A 16,417-nucleotide genomic window follows, 5' to 3' on the forward strand; every position below is an offset into this window, starting at 1 on the left:
CGGCCAAGACAATTCAGACGGTCTCCTACCTATTCATCCCAATACTTATGAATACTATTCAAAAACTTGAATCATATTGGAAAAAGCCCTTTATTTATTGGCCGCTACTTATCGCATTCGCAGCAGCCACACCTTTAACGTTCGCCCCGTATTATCATTTTTGGCTGATGCCCATTTTATTTGGCGCACTTATCCGGTTGATCGAACTTCGCCCGCGTTATGCCGTCCGTAGCGCATATTTTTTCGGACTAATCGGATATACAGCTCAATTCTACTGGGTACACACAGCATTACACGATGTATCCGGCCTACCCAATCTCTACGCGGTACCATTTACCTTCTTACTACCTGCGTTTTTAGCCCTTTATCCTGCCGCTGCATTTTGGCTATGGGAAAAATTTACATTGCCCCGTTGGCTGCACATTGGGGTAGTACTTCCCATTTTGTGGACACTTACCGAGTTTGCCCGAGAACGCTTGCTTACAGGTTTCGGATGGGGCGCATTGGGATACTCACAAATCGCTGATAACAGCCCGCTTGCCGGATTCACCCCCATTGGCGGCATCCATTTGGTTACACTTGCGACTGCATTTTGCGGCGCATGGCTGGTTTTATTCATTAACAACGGCGGTCACACCAAACTGCGCCTTACCGCATTAGTGGTTTTAGCTGTCATATTATCGGCCGGCTTCTCCGCCCGTAATATGCAATTTACCCGCCCCGACAATACCCGCACCACTGTAGGGCTAGCTCAAGGCAATATAGAACAAACACTTAAATGGAGCGACGACCAATTCGCCCCAACCATCGAACGCTATTATGAGCAAGTAGCCTACACACATGCTGATATCGTTATCCTGCCCGAAACAGCCATACCGGTTATCAGGCAAGCACTCCCGCCCGGTCTAATCAACCAATTTGCCGACCAAGCCAAACGTAACGGTAGTGCTTTGGCCATAGGTATAGCCCAATATACTGAAAATGAAACCGGTTATTTAAATTCGGTTATCAACTTGGCCGACTACGACCCGGACAACCCGAAATTTCCTAGTTACTCAAAAAACCACTTAGTACCTTTTGGGGAATACAAGCCGCTGCCATCACTTATTCAACCTCTTTACAATATCATGGATATGCCTTTGGCAGATTTCCAGCGCGGCGGCTCAAACCAACCAATTTTTCAAATGGCTAACCAAAAAGTTGCATTTAACATCTGCTATGAAGATGGCTTCGGTGACGAACTCATTGCAGCGGCCAAGCAATCTACTCTTTTAGCCAACGCCAGCAATATGGCTTGGTATGGCAAATCCAATGCTATGTTCCAACACTTGCAACAATCTCAAGCACGTGCTTTGGAACTCGGCCGCTATATGGTACGCGCTACTAATACCGGGGCTACTGCCATCATTAATCCGAAAGGGCATGTAATTTCCTTAGCCCCCCCCAATACTGCCATTGTGTTAGAAGGCGAAATCGAAGGCTATACAGGAGAAACACCCTATATGAGACTCGGTGGCTCTTGGCCTTTGGTGATTTTACTAAGTATTCTCAGCCTTATTCTCTATATATCCGGTAAACGCCGCCATATTCCCTAACAATCTGCCTGCTTAAGGCATTGAAAAAAGATAAAAGATAGAAGTATAAATTTATCTATTTCAAGGCCTTAAGCAGGATTTCTCCATATCGGCAATATCGCAATCCCCCCTTGCATGATATTACCCAAACAAACATTGCACACTCTCCATATCCCGAGTAAACTACTCAAATATTAAAAAACAATCAATTTTAAAAAAATACAAAATTTAACCTATTGCCCATTGAATCTATACATAATTTAGTTATCTAATTCAAAACAACCAACGCCAATCGGTTGAATGCACCTCGTTAGCACACCCTCTAACTCTAAAAACCATGCTAGAATAAACGCCCCGCTGCTACTGTAAAGCAGCAGGCTTATACACAAAGGAAAAAACTGATGACCATGAATACCGCTTTGACCCTGCCTGTTCCTACCGGCCACGGCAGCTTGGAGCAATACATTCATACTGTAAACAGTATTCCCATGCTCACCCCCGAAGAGGAAACTTCTTTGGCCGAGCGCCAACTCTCCGGCGATCTCGAAGCCGCAAAAAAATTGATACTCTCCCACCTGCGTGTAGTGGTTTCCATTGCCCGCGGTTACGATGGTTACGGCCTAAATCAAGCGGATCTCATCCAAGAGGGAAACATCGGCCTCATGAAAGCCGTAAAACGCTTTGAGCCCTCACGCGGCGCCCGTCTGTTTTCATTTGCCGTTCACTGGATTAAAGCCGAAATACATGAATTTATTCTGCGCAACTGGCGCCTGGTTCGCGTTGCCACCACCAAACCCCAACGTAAACTGTTTTTCAATCTGCGCAGCATGCGTAAAAGCCTCTCCGCTCTTTCTCCTAAAGAAGCACAAGCTATTGCAGATGATCTGGGCGTGAAATTAAATGAAGTGCTGGAGATGGAACAGCGCATGACCGGGCGGGATATCGGCATCATGGCTGAAAACAATGATGACGAAGACAGCTTTTCTCCCATTGATTGGTTGGCCGATAACAATAACGAACCTACTCAGCAAATTGCGCAAAAAGCCCATTACGAGCTGCAAACCACAGGCTTGCAAAATGCGTTGGCTCAGTTGGATGACCGTAGTCGCCGTATTGTTGAAACCCGCTGGCTGCAAGACGATGGCGGCATGACTTTACATGAACTGGCTGCAGAATACGGTGTATCTGCCGAACGTATCCGACAAATCGAAGCAAAAGCCATGCAGAAATTACGCGGCTTTTTAAGCGAAGAGGTTGATGCCGTCTAAAAAGCTACTTTATCTTTAAAGTCTCTACAAAATAAAGGCCGTCTGAAATTTTCAGACGGCCTTTTAATCATTTTTATAGTTTTGAGATATAAGCCGGAATTAGGCTACTCTGTGCAAATAGCCGTTTTCGGGAGGTTGGAAATATCCCAACAACCTACTGCCCAATCTAGCAAATCTTTTGGTCGAGCTACCTGCGGTGCTTCCGGGAGGTTTAAATAAGCCAATACCTGTCTTAAGAGATGCTCACAAGCATTCAAATCCAAAGCGGGAGCTAAAGTCTGCTTTGACCACTTCTGCCCTTTTGCATTCACCAGTAAGGGCAAATGTGCATATTTGGGTATTTGAATACCCAAACATTCTTGAAGCCATATTTGACGTGGTGTAGAAACCAGGAGATCCTGCCCGCGCACAATATGCGTAACGCCTTGTTCCGCATCATCCACTACAACAGCCAACTGGTATGCCCAGTAGCCATCTGCGCGTAATAAAACAAAATCTCCGATTTCTTCGGCTAGATTTTGTTCATAATACCCGACAATCCTGTCTTCAAAACCAAACTCCTGCCTAGGCACCCGCATCCGCCAAGCCGGCTTCTTATTTAGAAGCCGTTTCTTATCCAAAGTTGCACAGTAGCCGTTATATACAAATCCGTCTGCCCCTATAGTTGCGGCTTCCTGCCAAACCTTACGGCTGCAATCACAAGGGTAAACTAAATCTTGAGCTTTCAAGTAGCCTAATACTTGTTGATAAGCAGCATCCCGACTACTTTGGTACAAGACCTGCCCATCCCATTCAAAGCCGAACGCTTCCAAAGTGCGTAAAATATGATCGGCCGCACCGGGCATTTCGCGAGGCGGATCCAAGTCCTCCATACGCAACAGCCAGCTCCCCCCGTGCGCTTTGGCATCGATATAAGAAGCTACTGCCGTTAATAGAGAGCCAATATGTAACAGGCCCGTTGGGCTGGGCGCGAACCGTCCAATATAATTAGTCATCAAATATTCACTAATTAAAAATTACGATTTAAAACTCTGAATCCCTAACTTTTATTCCGAATAAATCCTAATATGATTCAAGATAGAAGGGGAATTTTATAACAATTTGCACACTGGTCTACCGGACGATTTCAGACGGCCTCTTTCATTATCCATGCTATTGAAGTGTTATAATACCCGCTGTTTTACACGATACCGAAAAATTTATGCTCCCAGATTTCTCCCGCCCTATCCTTGCCATTGATACCAGTACCAGTTATCTATCAATTGCATTGCATACCGATAGCCAGCAATTCCTATACCATGAAGATGTCGGCCCCAAGCAGTCTGAACTGATTTTGCCTCATATCCGTCATCTTATGGATGAAGCCGATATTAAAATTTCAGATTTAGGAGCTATCGTATATGCACAAGGGCCCGGAGCATTTACCGGATTGAGGGTTGGGGCAGGTATTGCCCAAGGTTTGGCCACTCCATTTCATATCCCGTTAATTGGTATACCTTGCTTAGATGCAGTTGCCTATCAAGTTAAAGGGGAATGTATTTTAGCCGCTACAGACGCCCGCATGGGCGAAGTGTTTTACGCATGGTTCGATACCTGTACCTCGCAACGGCTAAGCGACTATCAAGTCGGTAAAGCCACTGCCATTCCCTTACCTGAAAATGCCAGCAACCCACAAGGTATCGGCAATGCTTTTTCATTGGCAGAGCCTCCCCCGCTAAACGGCAAAAGCGATATGCCAAGCGCCTCAAACTATCTTGTATTAGCAAAAACACAACGCTATCCTGCCACTGAGCCTGCTCATGCCGAACTTTTATATGTTCGCAACAAAATTGCGCTAACCGCCAAAGAGCAAGCCGCACGTAAAGGGCTATAGTATGTGGGAAATACGCAGAGCCATAGAGGCAGACTGCCGTGCATTGGCAAATTTGGATGCGACAGGTAATCCCTCACCTTGGACAGATAAACAATTTCAGACGGCTTTATACAACCGCCATAATGAAATTTGGGTCATAGAAAATAAACAAACTTTGGCAGGGTTTATCGTTTGGCAAACCATTGCCGATGAATCAGAATTACATTTGCTTGCCGTTAGCCCCGCGTTCCGGCGCCTGGGCCTAGCTTCGAAGCTACTACAAAAATGGTTTGAAAAAATTAAAGAACAAACTGTAAAACGCTGCCTGCTTGAAGTACGTGCCGGAAACCAAGCAGCTCAAGCCTTATATGTAAAGCACGGCTTTTGTGAATGTGGTCGCCGCCGGCACTATTACAGTTTACCTGACGGCAATCGTGAAGATGCTGTATGGATGGAGAAAATATGCTAAGCAGTCGCTATATCCACTTGCATGAAGCTTTGGGCTTAGGGCCAATATGGCTTCTACGAGGAGCCAAAGTACTATCTTCCGACCATGAAAGAAATACCCACGAAGCCGAGAAAAATTTTACAACGGCAAAGCAAATACCGACTCCCCACGATTCACATATAGCATCACAACCCCAACCTGAAAATCATGCCCGGTTAGCAGCTATGGCAGCCATCGGATCACTGCCTGCGTCCACCGGCATGACAATCCGAAAAAATCAGGTAGGTATTTCCGCACCATATTCCGACGCTCATTCTTCAAAAAACACGCAAAGCCAATCTATAATTGAAGCAACCGTTGCCCCGACAGCGAATATCAAACCTGTTCCGCTAATGATTGTCAGCATCTGCCCTGCCCCCGAAGATAACTTAGCAGGAGAATTATTTAGCGGGGATGTTGGCATTTTACTGAGTAACATGCTGAAATCTATTAATTTATCAAATGACACCGTATATAAAACTACCTGGGTAAACGATACAGCTATCTTTAGTCCTAATCCGACAACCGAACAAATCTATGCAGCTCTACCCCGTATACAAGCCGAATTGAAGCAAGCTGAAGCCTCTGCCATATTATTAATGGGGCAAATTTTCGAACAACCCGAACAATCTGATGTGCTAAACACCTTATGCGGTAATACTCCCCGCTTTATCATTCCCCATCCTGCACGCCTGCTTCGCCAACCACAACTAAAAGCCGAAACTTGGCAAACACTAAAAAAAATCCAGTCATTACTCAAGTAAAGATAGGTTAAACTTGTAAGTGCCCAATAAAAACAATATCAATATAATAAAATTTCGCAAATCACAAATCTACATAAAAATAAGTAAAAGCTGTTTCTCATCCTTCCCAATATGCCGGAATAAAAATAACCGCTCTTCGGAGCGGCTATTTTTCAATAGAATTACTTCACTAAACGCAAACCTTTTTTAGCTTTGGCTTTTTTATCTGTCGAGCCATCTTCAACAGCTTCTGCCGTCTCCTCCTCTACGGGGATAGTTTCTTTTCTCCGAGGTTCATAAGGCTCTAATTCAAAACCTAAACCTTCGCCATTTTCCCGAGAAAAAAAGCTGATTACATGCCCGACAGGAATCCATATCTCATGTGCAACGCCACCGAATCTAGCAGAAAAACTGACCCATTCATTATCGATTACCAGATTATGGCACGCACTTGCACCAATATTTAATACGATTTCGTTATCCCGAACATATTGCATCGGAACACGCGTATGTTCATTAACCCATGCCACAATGTGCGGCGTATAGTTATTATCCATACACCATTCATATAATGCACGTAATAGATAAGGTTTGGTAGAAGTAGTCATTTTCTATCCTGTTCCAGACGGCATTATCGGCGCATAGCTTTTTCTGCGGGAGTAAGTGCCTCGATAAATGCTTCGCGCTGGAAGATACGCTCAGCATATTTCAATAATGGTGCAGCACTCTTGCCCAGTTTGATATCATAATAATCCAAGCGCCAAAGCAATGGAGATAATGCCACATCAATCATCGAAAAATCTTCGCCCAATACATATTTATTTTTTGCAAATGCCGGAGCCAACATAGTCAAGCCTTGCGCAATTGCCTCACGAGCTTTCGCTTGCTCTTTATTACCTGCCTCAGGGTTTTCTAATACTTGGACATGACTGAACAGCTCTTTTTCCATACGGTACAATACTAAACGACCTCGCCCACGCATTACAGGATCACCGGGCATTAACTGAGGGTGCGGGAAGCGTTCATCAATATATTCATTAATAATATTAGATTCATGTAGAATTAAATCACGCTCCACCAATACCGGTACCTGATTGTAAGGATTCATTACGGCCAGATCTTCCGGCTTATTAAAGATATCAACATCCTTAATTTCAAAATCCATGCCTTTTTCAAACAAAACAAAACGGCACCGTTGGCTAAATGGACAAGTAATACCCGAATACAAAGTCATCATAATAAATACTGCTCCTAAACAGGCTCGGTTTCAGACGGCCTTTAATATTTGCAAAGTTAGCAAATTATAACGAATTTCTTAAATTTCTTCCACAAAATCAATTCAAGACATTGATTTAAATATAAATTTCACCAACGCATCATCAGGTTAAAAGTCAAGAAAAAAGGCAAAACCTATTGGTTCTGCCCTCTTAAATAATCTACTTAATTAATGCACATCTTTCCAATATTCTTTTTTCAGGAAGTATGCCAAAGGTAACATAACTGCCAGCAAGAACATTAAAACGATATAGCCAACCTGTTTACGCTGTATTTGGGCAGGCTCTCCCATGTATACCAAGTAATTCACCAGATCACGGGCATAGTCATCATATTCTTTTTCGATAACCTTACCATTGGGTAAACGTCGACTGTGTAAGCCAGTGGACTCCCAATATAACTTGGGTACTAAGTTACCATGCTCATCGGTTTCCATTACAGGGCGGCCTTTAGCATCCAATTCTACCGCACGAATACCTTGTTGTTCCCACAAAGGATGAGGCATTGCCGCATTAGGTAAAACGGTATTATTCCAACCTGTCGGGCGGGTAGGATCTTTATAAAAACCGCGCATATAAGCATACAAGTAGTCTGCACCGCGTGAACGGGCAATCAAAGTCAAATCAGGCGGAGCAACACCAAACCATTTTTTGGCGTCCTCAGGTGCCATAGCGGCCTGCATCACATCACCAACTTTATCTGTGGTGAACATCAAATTTTTCTTAATTTGATCTTCAGTCAAACCTAAATCTTGCAGACGGTTAAAGCGCATACCTGAGGCCGAATGGCAAGACAAACAGTAGTTGGTGAAAATTTGAGCGCCGCGCTGCAAGCTGACTTGATCACCCAAATCAATATGGACTTTTTCATAGTTCGCGTGACCACCTGCCGCAAAAGCCGCCCCCATCGGAACTGCGAAAAGCAGTACGGCAAACCAATTTTTAAGTGTTTTTTTCATTCTTACTGCCCTCATCAGATATTGGTTGCAAATAGGTAAGAACCAACCAATGTGATGGCTACATATACCCAGAACATCATGCGTTGCTTGCTGGTGCCCATGGTTACACGCTCAGGTACTTCGCGGTTTTTATCAATCTTGGTATAGAACGGCATTCCCAAGAAGAAGGCAAAGTAAATGAAGCTCAAAATTTGTGCCACAACTGTACGTACGTTGGTTGCAGGCAATGCCCCCAAAATACCCAAACCAATAAAAGATATTACAAATAATACCAGCATGGTTTTAAAGATCGGACCGCGATAGCGAACAGACTTAACCGGTGACTTATCCAACCAGGGTAACAAGGCAATCAAAACTACTGCTGCCCCCATACCCAATACGCCCCACACTTGCGTTCCAAAGAAAGAAGGAATAGCACGCAAGATTGCATAGAAAGGCGTGAAGTACCATACCGGAGCAATGTGCGCAGGCGTTTTCATCGGATCAGCCGGGTCGAAGTTAGGTGCCTCTAAGAAGTAGCCGCCACCTTCAGGAGCAAAGAACATGATTGCACAGAATACAATCAGGAATACTACTACACCCAGAATATCTTTAACGGTGTAATAAGGATGGAAAGGAATACCATCTAAAGGAATACCATTTTCATCTTTCAATTTCTTGATTTCAACACCGTCCGGATTGTTTGAGCCGACTTCATGTAAAGCGATCAGGTGAGCCGCCACCAAACCAACCAATACCAAGGGCAGAGCAATTACATGCAAAGCAAAGAAGCGGTTCAAAGTAATATCAGAAACGTTAAAGTCACCACGAATCCACACTGACAAATCGGGGCCGATTACAGGAATGGCGGAAAACAGGTTAATAATTACCTGAGCACCCCAGAAAGACATTTGCCCCCAAGGTAACAGATAGCCCATGAAAGCCTCTGCCATTAATGCCAAGAAAATCAGCGAGCCAAATACCCACACCAATTCACGTGGTTTTTTGAATGAACCATAAATCAAACCACGGAACATGTGCAGATACACGACAACAAAAAACATGGATGCACCAGTGGAGTGCATATAACGGATAATCCAGCCGCCCGATACGTCGCGCATGATGTATTCGACAGCGGTAAAAGCAGCAGGAAGATGGTATTGGTTCAGGTTACCGTCGGGTTTGTAGTTCATCGTTAGAAAGATGCCGCTAACGATTTGAATCACCAACACCAACATAGCCAATGAGCCGAATAAATACCAAAAGTTGAAGTTTTTAGGTGCGTAATATTCGGTTACATGCTCTTTCATCATTTTAGACAAAGGGAAACGCGCGTCCACCCAGCCTAACAATGATTTATTTTCATTATTGCTTTGGTTTGCCATAATGGGTCCCTTTTCTTTTAACCTTCACCGACCAAAATAGTGGTGTCGGTCAGATATTTGTAAGGCGGAATAACCAAGTTGGTCGGTGCCGGTACGCCTTTATATACGCGGCCAGCCAAATCGAACTTGGAACCGTGGCAAGGACAGAAGAAACCACCCTTCCAGCCCGCACCCAGATCAGCAGGAGCCACATCCGGACGGAATGTGGGAGAACAGCCCAAATGAGTACAGATACCGATGGCAACGAAAATTCCCGGCTTCAACGAGCGCAGCGGGTTTTTACAATCTGCCGGCTGATGGTCTACTTCCGATGTTGGATCTACCAATTCTCCATCCAAGGTTGGTAAATCTTTTTGCTGCTGCTCAGTACGATTCAGCACCCAGATCGGCTTACCTTGCCATTCTGCAGTCAGCAGTTGGCCAGCTTCAATTTTGCTGACATCGATTTCTACCGGCGCGCCCGCTGCTTTGGCTTTTTCCGATGGGAAAAAGCTGGCCACCAGCGGTGTAGCCACGCCGAGAGCGGCCACCCCGCCGGCGCCGGCCGTAGCCAGCGTAAGGAAGCGGCGGCGTCCTTGATTGATTTCTTTATTATCCATTATTCAGTCATCCTAATTATGGGAAATACCGAGCCATTAAACGCCGTAATTCTACCTGATTTTATAGGGATACTTAAAGTATTATTTAAAATAACGTAAAGTTTTACGACAAACTTTGATTTTATGCAGGGTTTTGTTCGTCAAAAAAATCAATTTGTACACCAAACTCTTCCTCTATGGCCTCCCCCAACGCCATAATACCGTAACGTTCTGTGGCATGATGTCCCGCACTGATAAAGGCGATCCCAGTTTCATTAGCCAAATGATATTGCGCCTCAGAAATTTCTCCGGTAACAAAAACATCCACCCCCTCATTAATAGCTGTTTGGAAAAAACCTTGTGCACCACCCGTACACCAAGCTAATTTACTAATTTTCTTCTCAACATCTCCAACAACAACCGGGATTCTACCAAGCTGCTTTTCAAGCTGTACTGCCAAATCTGCCAAAGTTTGCGATTGGTTAAGGCAGCCTATATTTAACAGATTCTGTTCGCCACACTGCCGCTCGGTTATCCATCCCATTCGTGCTGCTAAGCGAGCATTGTTACCCAACTCGGAATGAGCATCGAGAGGAAGGTGATAGCCAACCATACTGATTTCATGTTTCAACAATGTTGCAATTCGTTGTTTTTTCCAACCGGTAATTGTTTGTAATTCATTTTTCCAAAACATACCATGGTGTACCAAAAGCATATCCGCCCCACTATCTGCTGCATATGTAATAGCAGCATGGCTGGCAGTAACAGCCGTTACAACTTTCTTAATATTTTCGGCACCCTCAACTTGCAAACCATTTGGAGCATAATCTTTGAATAGATGGGGCTGCAACATATCGTCACACCAGGCTAATAACGTTTGGCGTGTAATCATTAGGACTCCAATTCTCTAACTATTCAGACGGCCTGTACCAGGCCTGGGTTTAACTAAAAAGATTTAAACAAATAAAGCCGGCTTCTCAAACTATAACGGCTCTATAACAAAATTAATAATCAAATAGTGTTTTCGATATGAAAACTGCATCTCGATTTGTCTGCATTAAATAATGCATAGTTACCTTTCCATATAACTTGTTACAAACAATGCATATAACTACGATTGTTAGAATAATTTACCAGATAGAATTTTATATCAGATATTTTATTTTTAATTTCCGTTTGCTTCTCCTACTTTTTATTATACCGAAGCCCAAATATAAAAATGCACCAAAAATAAAAGGCCGTCTGAAATATTTTCAGACGGCCTTTAATCTTTTCAATCGGTTAACTACCGATAATTCCTCCATCATCTTTAGTAATAACAACCGTTGCTGCACGCGGCCGGCCACCTTGTGGTCCGTCCGGCCAGCTGGAAATAGCCAAAGGATTTGCCGGGTCTGTATCTCCCTCACTCGGTTCCCCCGGATGCTGGATATTGATAAACATAGTACGGTTATCAGGTGTAAACGCGATTCCGGTAATTTCCGAACCATTCGGCCCGGTTAGGAAACGGCGATACTCATTAGTACCCGGAATAGTTGCAACCATTTGATTATTGCCCATACCTGCATACTCTTTGGCATTTAATGTTGATGTAGAAACGTCTGTTTGAATCCACAGCACACCACGATTATCAAAAGCCAAGCCGTCAGGGCTACCGAAATCATCACCATTAATATTGCCTTGATGTTCTGCTTTTACAGCATTTTTGTTACCAGCCAATACTAAGATATCCCATTTAAAGGTAACTTGTGTACCATCACCATTACTTTCCTGCCAGTGGATAATATGTCCGAAACGGTTATCGTTGCGTGGGTTGGCGGCATCGGCTGAAGGCTTACCTGCCTGCCCACGCTGACTATTGTTGGTAAGGGTACAATAAATGCTGCCTGAAATAAACGGATCTGCCGTAATCCATTCAGGGCGGTCCATTTTGGTCGCACCTAGCATATCAGCGGCCATACGGGTTTTTACTAATACTTCACCTTGGTCTTCAAACCCGTTTTCGACAGTCAAGCCGTTTTGTCCGTGTATCAAAGGTAACCAATCTCCGCTTCCATCCTCATTAAATCGTGCAACATAAAGGATTCCCTCTTCCAGCAAACGCATATTCGCAGCGCGATTATTTGGTTGATATTTATTTTTTGATACAAATTTATAGATATACTCAAACCGTTGGTCATCTCCCATGTAAACAGCCAGCTGCCCGTTCGGCGTTACAGTAACCTTAGCACCTTCATGTTTGAAACGCCCCAGCGAAGTATGTTTACGCGGAGTCGATTTAGGGTCAAACGGATCAATTTCCACAATCCAGCCAAAACGGTTAGGCTCATTGGGGTTTTTCTCACTATTAAAACGATCGTCTACTTCGCTCCAGCGGTAACTATCATCATTTTGACCGATACCATAGCGCTTTTCCAAAGGTGTAATCTTGCCACTCGGATTCGTAAAAATATCACTCCAGTTTTCCTCGCACGTTAGATATGTTCCCCAAGGAGTATAGCCGTTGGCACAGTTCTGCATCGTTCCAAGAATACGCTCACCTCGTGAATCAGCGTGCGTTTTCATCAAACGGTGACCTCTGGCAGGCCCGGTAACACCCATAGGAGTATGCGGCGTAATCCGACGCGCATAACGAGACGGACGGACAACATCCCAACCTCTAGCACCTTTTTTTACCTCTATTACCGAAACGCCCATCGCATTTTGACTCTTACGCGCTTTGTTTAAATCCCAATTGGCCGTACCATCTTTGAATAACAAACCATTATCAACATATTCATGATTCATGGCCAGCAAACCGTGATTACTGCTTTCCGAACCTAACGGTAAAGGAAAAAAAGCCATACCGTCATGATGCATACCAGCCTGTAATGCTTGCTCTTGTGTAGTGTTAGAAGCATCTGTTTTAAATACCGGCATTTTCCCTGGAATACCGACCGGATCCCCCCACTTATAAAATGCACGAGCCGTATATCCTTTCGGTACAATCACTTGATCTTGAGTTGAAAATGGCACTGAATGAAAATTCAGCTTTTTTGCCCGTTGCATCCTACTTTCCAATACGGCTGCTTGTGTAGAACTATGGCCACCGAATAAACCCAATGGCAAAACGGCTGCCACCCCCAGCGCACTACTACTCTGCAATATGCTACGACGTGATACATGCACATTCATTACATGTGAAAATGCAGTATTACTACTTTCATTACTAATCTCATCGGCATGGCTGTTTTTAATCAGATGATTTTTTAGAGGTCGGCCCATGATTTTGTCCTTTTAAATTGAGTTTTTACTTAAAATATAAAACATAGTAAGCATAACTTCTTAAAATGACATTTTTATGTGCGTTTGATGACACTTCAATTACAGCCACTACAGGGTATCAGCTTCATATTTAAATGTTTTATCAAATCCTGATTAATTTAATGCGAAAGTAGTTCTCAGTATTCCTTACCATTGAATGCAAGAAGCTAATGCAGTAAATACATTGATTTTCTTAAACCCTAACCAAACTTTAATATGTTGATACATTTAAGAATCAAAAAATAAAAAAGCCCGCAAACAGTGGTTTGCAGGCTTTAAACTTGTGGGTACTTTTCAGACGGCCTTACATCATACCACCCATGCCGCCCATACCACCCATGCCGCCCATATCTGGCATAGCAGGTTTATCTTCCGGGATTTCAGCAATCATACAATCAGTAGTCAGCATCAAACCTGCAATAGAAGCAGCATGCTGTAATGCAGAGCGGGTTACTTTCGCCGGATCCAAAACACCCATCTCAATCATATCACCGTACTCACCGGTACCAGCATTAAAGCCAAAGTTACCTTGACCTTCCAATACTTTATTCACAACTACGCTTGGTTCATCGCCAGCATTTGCAACAATTTGACGAAGAGGCGCCTCGATTGCGCGCAGTACAATTGCTACACCTGCATCTTGATCAGCATTGCTACCTTTGAGGTTTTCCAATGCAGAGCGGGCACGCAAAAGTGCTACGCCACCGCCCGCTACCACACCTTCTTCTACAGCTGCTCTAGTAGCATGCAAGGCATCATCTACACGGTCTTTTTTCTCTTTCATTTCAACTTCAGTAGCAGCACCGACTTTGATCACGGCAACACCACCGGCTAATTTAGCCACACGCTCTTGAAGTTTTTCCTTATCATAATCGCTGGTTGCAATTTCAATTTGGGTACGAATTTCTTTCACTCGGGCTTCAACGGCATTCTTGTCACCTAAACCATCGATAATCGTAGTATTTTCTTTACCTACTTCAATACGTTTAGCTTGACCTAAATCATCCAGAGTAGCTTTTTCCAATGACAAACCTACTTCTTCAGCAATAACGGTACCACCTGTAAGAATAGCGATATCTTGTAACATGGCTTTACGACGATCACCAAATCCAGGAGCCTTCACTGCAACGGTTTTCAAGATGCCTCGGATATTATTAACAACCAAAGTTGCTAAAGCTTCACCCTCAACATCCTCTGCAATAATCAACAACGGACGGCTAGTTTTGGCAACTTGCTCCAACACAGGCAGCAAATCACGAATATTGCTGATTTTTTTATCAAACAGCAATACAAATGGATTATCCATACCTGCAATTTGCTTTTCAACATCGGTTACAAAATAAGGAGATAGATAACCGCGGTCAAACTGCATACCTTTCACTACTTCTACTTCATTTTCTAATGATTTGCCATCTTCTACGGTAATGACACCTTCTTTACCTACTTCATTCATAGCTTGGGCAATGATGGCACCAATTGACTCATCAGAGTTAGCAGAAATTGATGCAACCTGAGCGATTTCTTTTGACTTTTCAGGTACCGGCTTCGCAATATTTTTCAACTCCTCTACCAAGGCAGCAACAGCTTTATCAATACCTCGTTTCAAATCAGTCGGATTCATACCCGCTGCTACATATTTCATACCTTCGGCAACAATCGCTTGTGCCAATACGGTAGCAGTAGTAGTACCGTCACCTGCAACATCCGAAGTTTTAGACGCCACTTCTTTAACCATTTGAGCGCCCATGTTTTCAAACTTATCTTTTAATTCAATCTCTTTTGCCACAGATACACCATCTTTAGTGATATGTGGACCGCCAAATGCACGATCTAATACTACATTACGTCCCTTCGGACCTAAAGTTACTTTAACTGCATTAGCTAAGATATTCACACCATTTACCATTTTTTGGCGAACATCATTACCAAATTGTACGTCTTTAGCTGCCATTTTCATCTCCAACTTTTAACTTAAATATATTTATAAGCAGGCCCAATCTTATTTAGATGGCGCCTTTTGTTCATATTAAAACAACAGATTACTCTACAATGCCAAAGATATCTTCCTCGCGCATTACCAATAGTTCTTCACCATCAGCTTTAACAGTTTGACCGCTGTATTTTCCAAAAATTACTTTGTCGCCAACTTTAACATCTAAAGAACGACGCTGGCCGTCTTTACCAACTTTACCTGCGCCTACGGCGATTACCTCACCCATATCTGGTTTTTCAGCAGCAGCTCCCGGCAATACAATACCTGAGGCAGTTTTTTCTTCAGCTTCCAAGCGTTTAACAACTACACGGTCATGTAAAGGACGAATGGTCATGTGTATGCTCCGATAAAATATAACAATACCTGCAAAGGCAGATGTTTCAAACAAAATCAGTATTTGTACTCTAACAGTAAATACAAATACCGGATTTCAATACTTACCTAAATAAGGGTGAATACAACAAATTCAAGTAATTTTCAAAATTATTTTGTACTCATAAAAATAATCAAAGTTAGTCAAATTGTGGTTATATTTAAATACTTAAAATTAGTACCTGCAAAAATAAAAATTTTCATATACTACAAATATCTTACATGATCTGGTGGTGGTAGTCGTCCATTGATAGTCAGCTACACCACCAGCCCTGCGGCGGAGGTTTTCTTCAGCAAGGGCCGATACAAGGTTCCGCCGACAGGGAACCTGCTACTCAAAGGAGGCGTTTACCGTCAGGTAGAAGGCGCGGCGGTATTAAGAGGAGCAGCCCAACCGGCACTGGCCGGCAAGCTGGTGGCCTTTCTACAGACCCCCGAGGCGCAACAGGCGCTACCCGCCGAAATGTGGGTCTACCCGGCCATCAAAGACACCCGCCTTCCTCCCGCCTTTGGCTTTGCAGAGCCGCCGCCGGAGCACAGTACACCCGGTTACAGCACCATCACCCGCAAACAGCAGCAGTGGGTCAACCGCTGGATACGCACGGTTTTGCGCTAAAGCTAAGTATGCGGGACCGAAGCAAAGCCAAACA

15 protein-coding genes and 1 pseudogene are annotated in these 16,417 nt (G+C 43.7%); 6 read left to right on the forward strand and 10 right to left on the reverse strand.

The annotated features are described in order from the left end of the window. Window positions 1-47 precede the first annotated feature (47 nt). Both lnt and rpoH read left to right on the forward strand, forming a co-directional pair. Window positions 48-1,595, forward strand: coding sequence for an apolipoprotein N-acyltransferase (gene lnt / locus ACEPPX_RS02795; RefSeq protein WP_416622855.1), 1,548 nt, complete (start codon window positions 48-50; stop codon window positions 1,593-1,595). Window positions 1,596-1,972: 377 nt separating this feature from the next. After that, complete coding sequence (gene rpoH, locus ACEPPX_RS02800) at window positions 1,973-2,842, forward strand: RNA polymerase sigma factor RpoH (protein WP_416622873.1); 870 nt, start codon at window positions 1,973-1,975, stop codon at window positions 2,840-2,842. Between the two features lie 104 nt (window positions 2,843-2,946). Here rpoH and gluQRS read toward each other — a convergent pair whose 3' ends face one another. Then, the gene (gluQRS, locus tag ACEPPX_RS02805) at window positions 2,947-3,837 is read right to left on the reverse strand and encodes a tRNA glutamyl-Q(34) synthetase GluQRS (protein ID WP_047761198.1); all 891 of its coding nucleotides are present in this window, start codon (window positions 3,835-3,837) and stop codon (window positions 2,947-2,949) included. A 206-nt stretch (window positions 3,838-4,043) separates the two neighbouring features. Here gluQRS and tsaB point away from each other — a divergent pair, with 206 nt between their 5' ends. The 3 genes from tsaB to ACEPPX_RS02820 are packed head-to-tail and all read left to right on the forward strand — an operon-like array spanning window position 4,044 to window position 5,945. Beyond that, window positions 4,044-4,715, forward strand: coding sequence for a tRNA (adenosine(37)-N6)-threonylcarbamoyltransferase complex dimerization subunit type 1 TsaB (tsaB, locus tag ACEPPX_RS02810; protein WP_416622856.1), 672 nt, complete (start codon window positions 4,044-4,046; stop codon window positions 4,713-4,715). Between the two features lies 1 nt (window position 4,716). Beyond that, window positions 4,717-5,163, forward strand: coding sequence for a ribosomal protein S18-alanine N-acetyltransferase (rimI, locus tag ACEPPX_RS02815; RefSeq protein WP_416622857.1), 447 nt, complete (start codon window positions 4,717-4,719; stop codon window positions 5,161-5,163). Next, window positions 5,157-5,945, forward strand: coding sequence for a uracil-DNA glycosylase family protein (locus ACEPPX_RS02820; protein ID WP_416622858.1), 789 nt, complete (start codon window positions 5,157-5,159; stop codon window positions 5,943-5,945). Before rimI ends, ACEPPX_RS02820 begins: the two co-directional genes overlap by 7 nt. Before the next feature lie 161 nt (window positions 5,946-6,106). On the opposite strand, the gene ACEPPX_RS02825 is transcribed toward ACEPPX_RS02820, so the two are convergent. From ACEPPX_RS02825 to groES, 9 genes are all read right to left on the reverse strand, one after another. After that, window positions 6,107-6,532, reverse strand: coding sequence for a ClpXP protease specificity-enhancing factor (locus ACEPPX_RS02825; RefSeq protein ID WP_416622859.1), 426 nt, complete (start codon window positions 6,530-6,532; stop codon window positions 6,107-6,109). Window positions 6,533-6,555: 23 nt separating this feature from the next. After that, window positions 6,556-7,161, reverse strand: coding sequence for a glutathione S-transferase N-terminal domain-containing protein (locus ACEPPX_RS02830; protein WP_047761194.1), 606 nt, complete (start codon window positions 7,159-7,161; stop codon window positions 6,556-6,558). A gap of 207 nt (window positions 7,162-7,368) precedes the next feature. Beyond that, window positions 7,369-8,157: a cytochrome c1 gene (locus tag ACEPPX_RS02835; RefSeq protein WP_082131259.1), complete on the reverse strand. Its 789-nt coding sequence runs from the start codon at window positions 8,155-8,157 to the stop codon at window positions 7,369-7,371. A gap of 14 nt (window positions 8,158-8,171) precedes the next feature. Then, a complete protein-coding gene (locus ACEPPX_RS02840) occupies window positions 8,172-9,521 on the reverse strand; it encodes a cytochrome b (RefSeq protein ID WP_416622860.1) in 1,350 nt (449 codons plus the stop codon). 17 nt (window positions 9,522-9,538) lie between these two features. Then, the gene (gene petA / locus ACEPPX_RS02845) at window positions 9,539-10,120 is read right to left on the reverse strand and encodes a ubiquinol-cytochrome c reductase iron-sulfur subunit (RefSeq protein WP_047761191.1); all 582 of its coding nucleotides are present in this window, start codon (window positions 10,118-10,120) and stop codon (window positions 9,539-9,541) included. A 121-nt stretch (window positions 10,121-10,241) separates the two neighbouring features. After that, window positions 10,242-10,991: a Nif3-like dinuclear metal center hexameric protein gene (locus ACEPPX_RS02850; RefSeq protein WP_416622861.1), complete on the reverse strand. Its 750-nt coding sequence runs from the start codon at window positions 10,989-10,991 to the stop codon at window positions 10,242-10,244. Between the two features lie 389 nt (window positions 10,992-11,380). After that, entirely contained in the window at window positions 11,381-13,363 is a 1,983-nt protein-coding gene (locus tag ACEPPX_RS02855) for a PhoX family protein (RefSeq protein WP_416622862.1), read from the reverse strand. 343 nt (window positions 13,364-13,706) lie between these two features. Beyond that, window positions 13,707-15,353, reverse strand: coding sequence for a chaperonin GroEL (groL, locus tag ACEPPX_RS02860; protein WP_416622863.1), 1,647 nt, complete (start codon window positions 15,351-15,353; stop codon window positions 13,707-13,709). An 88-nt stretch (window positions 15,354-15,441) separates the two neighbouring features. Beyond that, on the reverse strand, window positions 15,442-15,729 hold the full coding sequence (gene groES, locus ACEPPX_RS02865; protein ID WP_047761187.1) for a co-chaperone GroES: 288 nt from the start codon (window positions 15,727-15,729) through the stop codon (window positions 15,442-15,444). Between the two features lie 270 nt (window positions 15,730-15,999). Here groES and ACEPPX_RS02870 point away from each other — a divergent pair. Then, window positions 16,000-16,383: pseudogene (locus ACEPPX_RS02870) on the forward strand (thiamine ABC transporter substrate-binding protein); the annotation flags it as partial. Window positions 16,384-16,417 lie beyond the last annotated feature (34 nt).

Source organism: Neisseria sp. S1, from assembly GCF_048060015.1.
GTDB lineage: Bacteria > Pseudomonadota > Gammaproteobacteria > Burkholderiales > Neisseriaceae > Neisseria > Neisseria arctica.

What these genes read in the sequence shown, in the direction of transcription:
- lnt (WP_416622855.1), top strand. Translation starts at nt 48, where the DNA reads ATGAATACTATTCAAAAACTTGAATCATATTGGAAAAAGCCCTTTATT.
- gluQRS (WP_047761198.1), bottom strand. Translation starts at nt 3,837, where the DNA reads ATGACTAATTATATTGGACGGTTCGCGCCCAGCCCAACGGGCCTGTTA.
- tsaB (WP_416622856.1), top strand. Translation starts at nt 4,044, where the DNA reads ATGCTCCCAGATTTCTCCCGCCCTATCCTTGCCATTGATACCAGTACC.
- rimI (WP_416622857.1), top strand. Translation starts at nt 4,717, where the DNA reads ATGTGGGAAATACGCAGAGCCATAGAGGCAGACTGCCGTGCATTGGCA.
- ACEPPX_RS02820 (WP_416622858.1), top strand. Translation starts at nt 5,157, where the DNA reads ATGCTAAGCAGTCGCTATATCCACTTGCATGAAGCTTTGGGCTTAGGG.
- ACEPPX_RS02825 (WP_416622859.1), bottom strand. Translation starts at nt 6,532, where the DNA reads ATGACTACTTCTACCAAACCTTATCTATTACGTGCATTATATGAATGG.
- ACEPPX_RS02830 (WP_047761194.1), bottom strand. Translation starts at nt 7,161, where the DNA reads ATGATGACTTTGTATTCGGGTATTACTTGTCCATTTAGCCAACGGTGC.
- ACEPPX_RS02835 (WP_082131259.1), bottom strand. Translation starts at nt 8,157, where the DNA reads ATGAAAAAAACACTTAAAAATTGGTTTGCCGTACTGCTTTTCGCAGTT.
- ACEPPX_RS02840 (WP_416622860.1), bottom strand. Translation starts at nt 9,521, where the DNA reads ATGGCAAACCAAAGCAATAATGAAAATAAATCATTGTTAGGCTGGGTG.
- petA (WP_047761191.1), bottom strand. Translation starts at nt 10,120, where the DNA reads ATGGATAATAAAGAAATCAATCAAGGACGCCGCCGCTTCCTTACGCTG.
- ACEPPX_RS02850 (WP_416622861.1), bottom strand. Translation starts at nt 10,991, where the DNA reads ATGATTACACGCCAAACGTTATTAGCCTGGTGTGACGATATGTTGCAG.
- ACEPPX_RS02855 (WP_416622862.1), bottom strand. Translation starts at nt 13,363, where the DNA reads ATGGGCCGACCTCTAAAAAATCATCTGATTAAAAACAGCCATGCCGAT.
- groL (WP_416622863.1), bottom strand. Translation starts at nt 15,353, where the DNA reads ATGGCAGCTAAAGACGTACAATTTGGTAATGATGTTCGCCAAAAAATG.
- groES (WP_047761187.1), bottom strand. Translation starts at nt 15,729, where the DNA reads ATGACCATTCGTCCTTTACATGACCGTGTAGTTGTTAAACGCTTGGAA.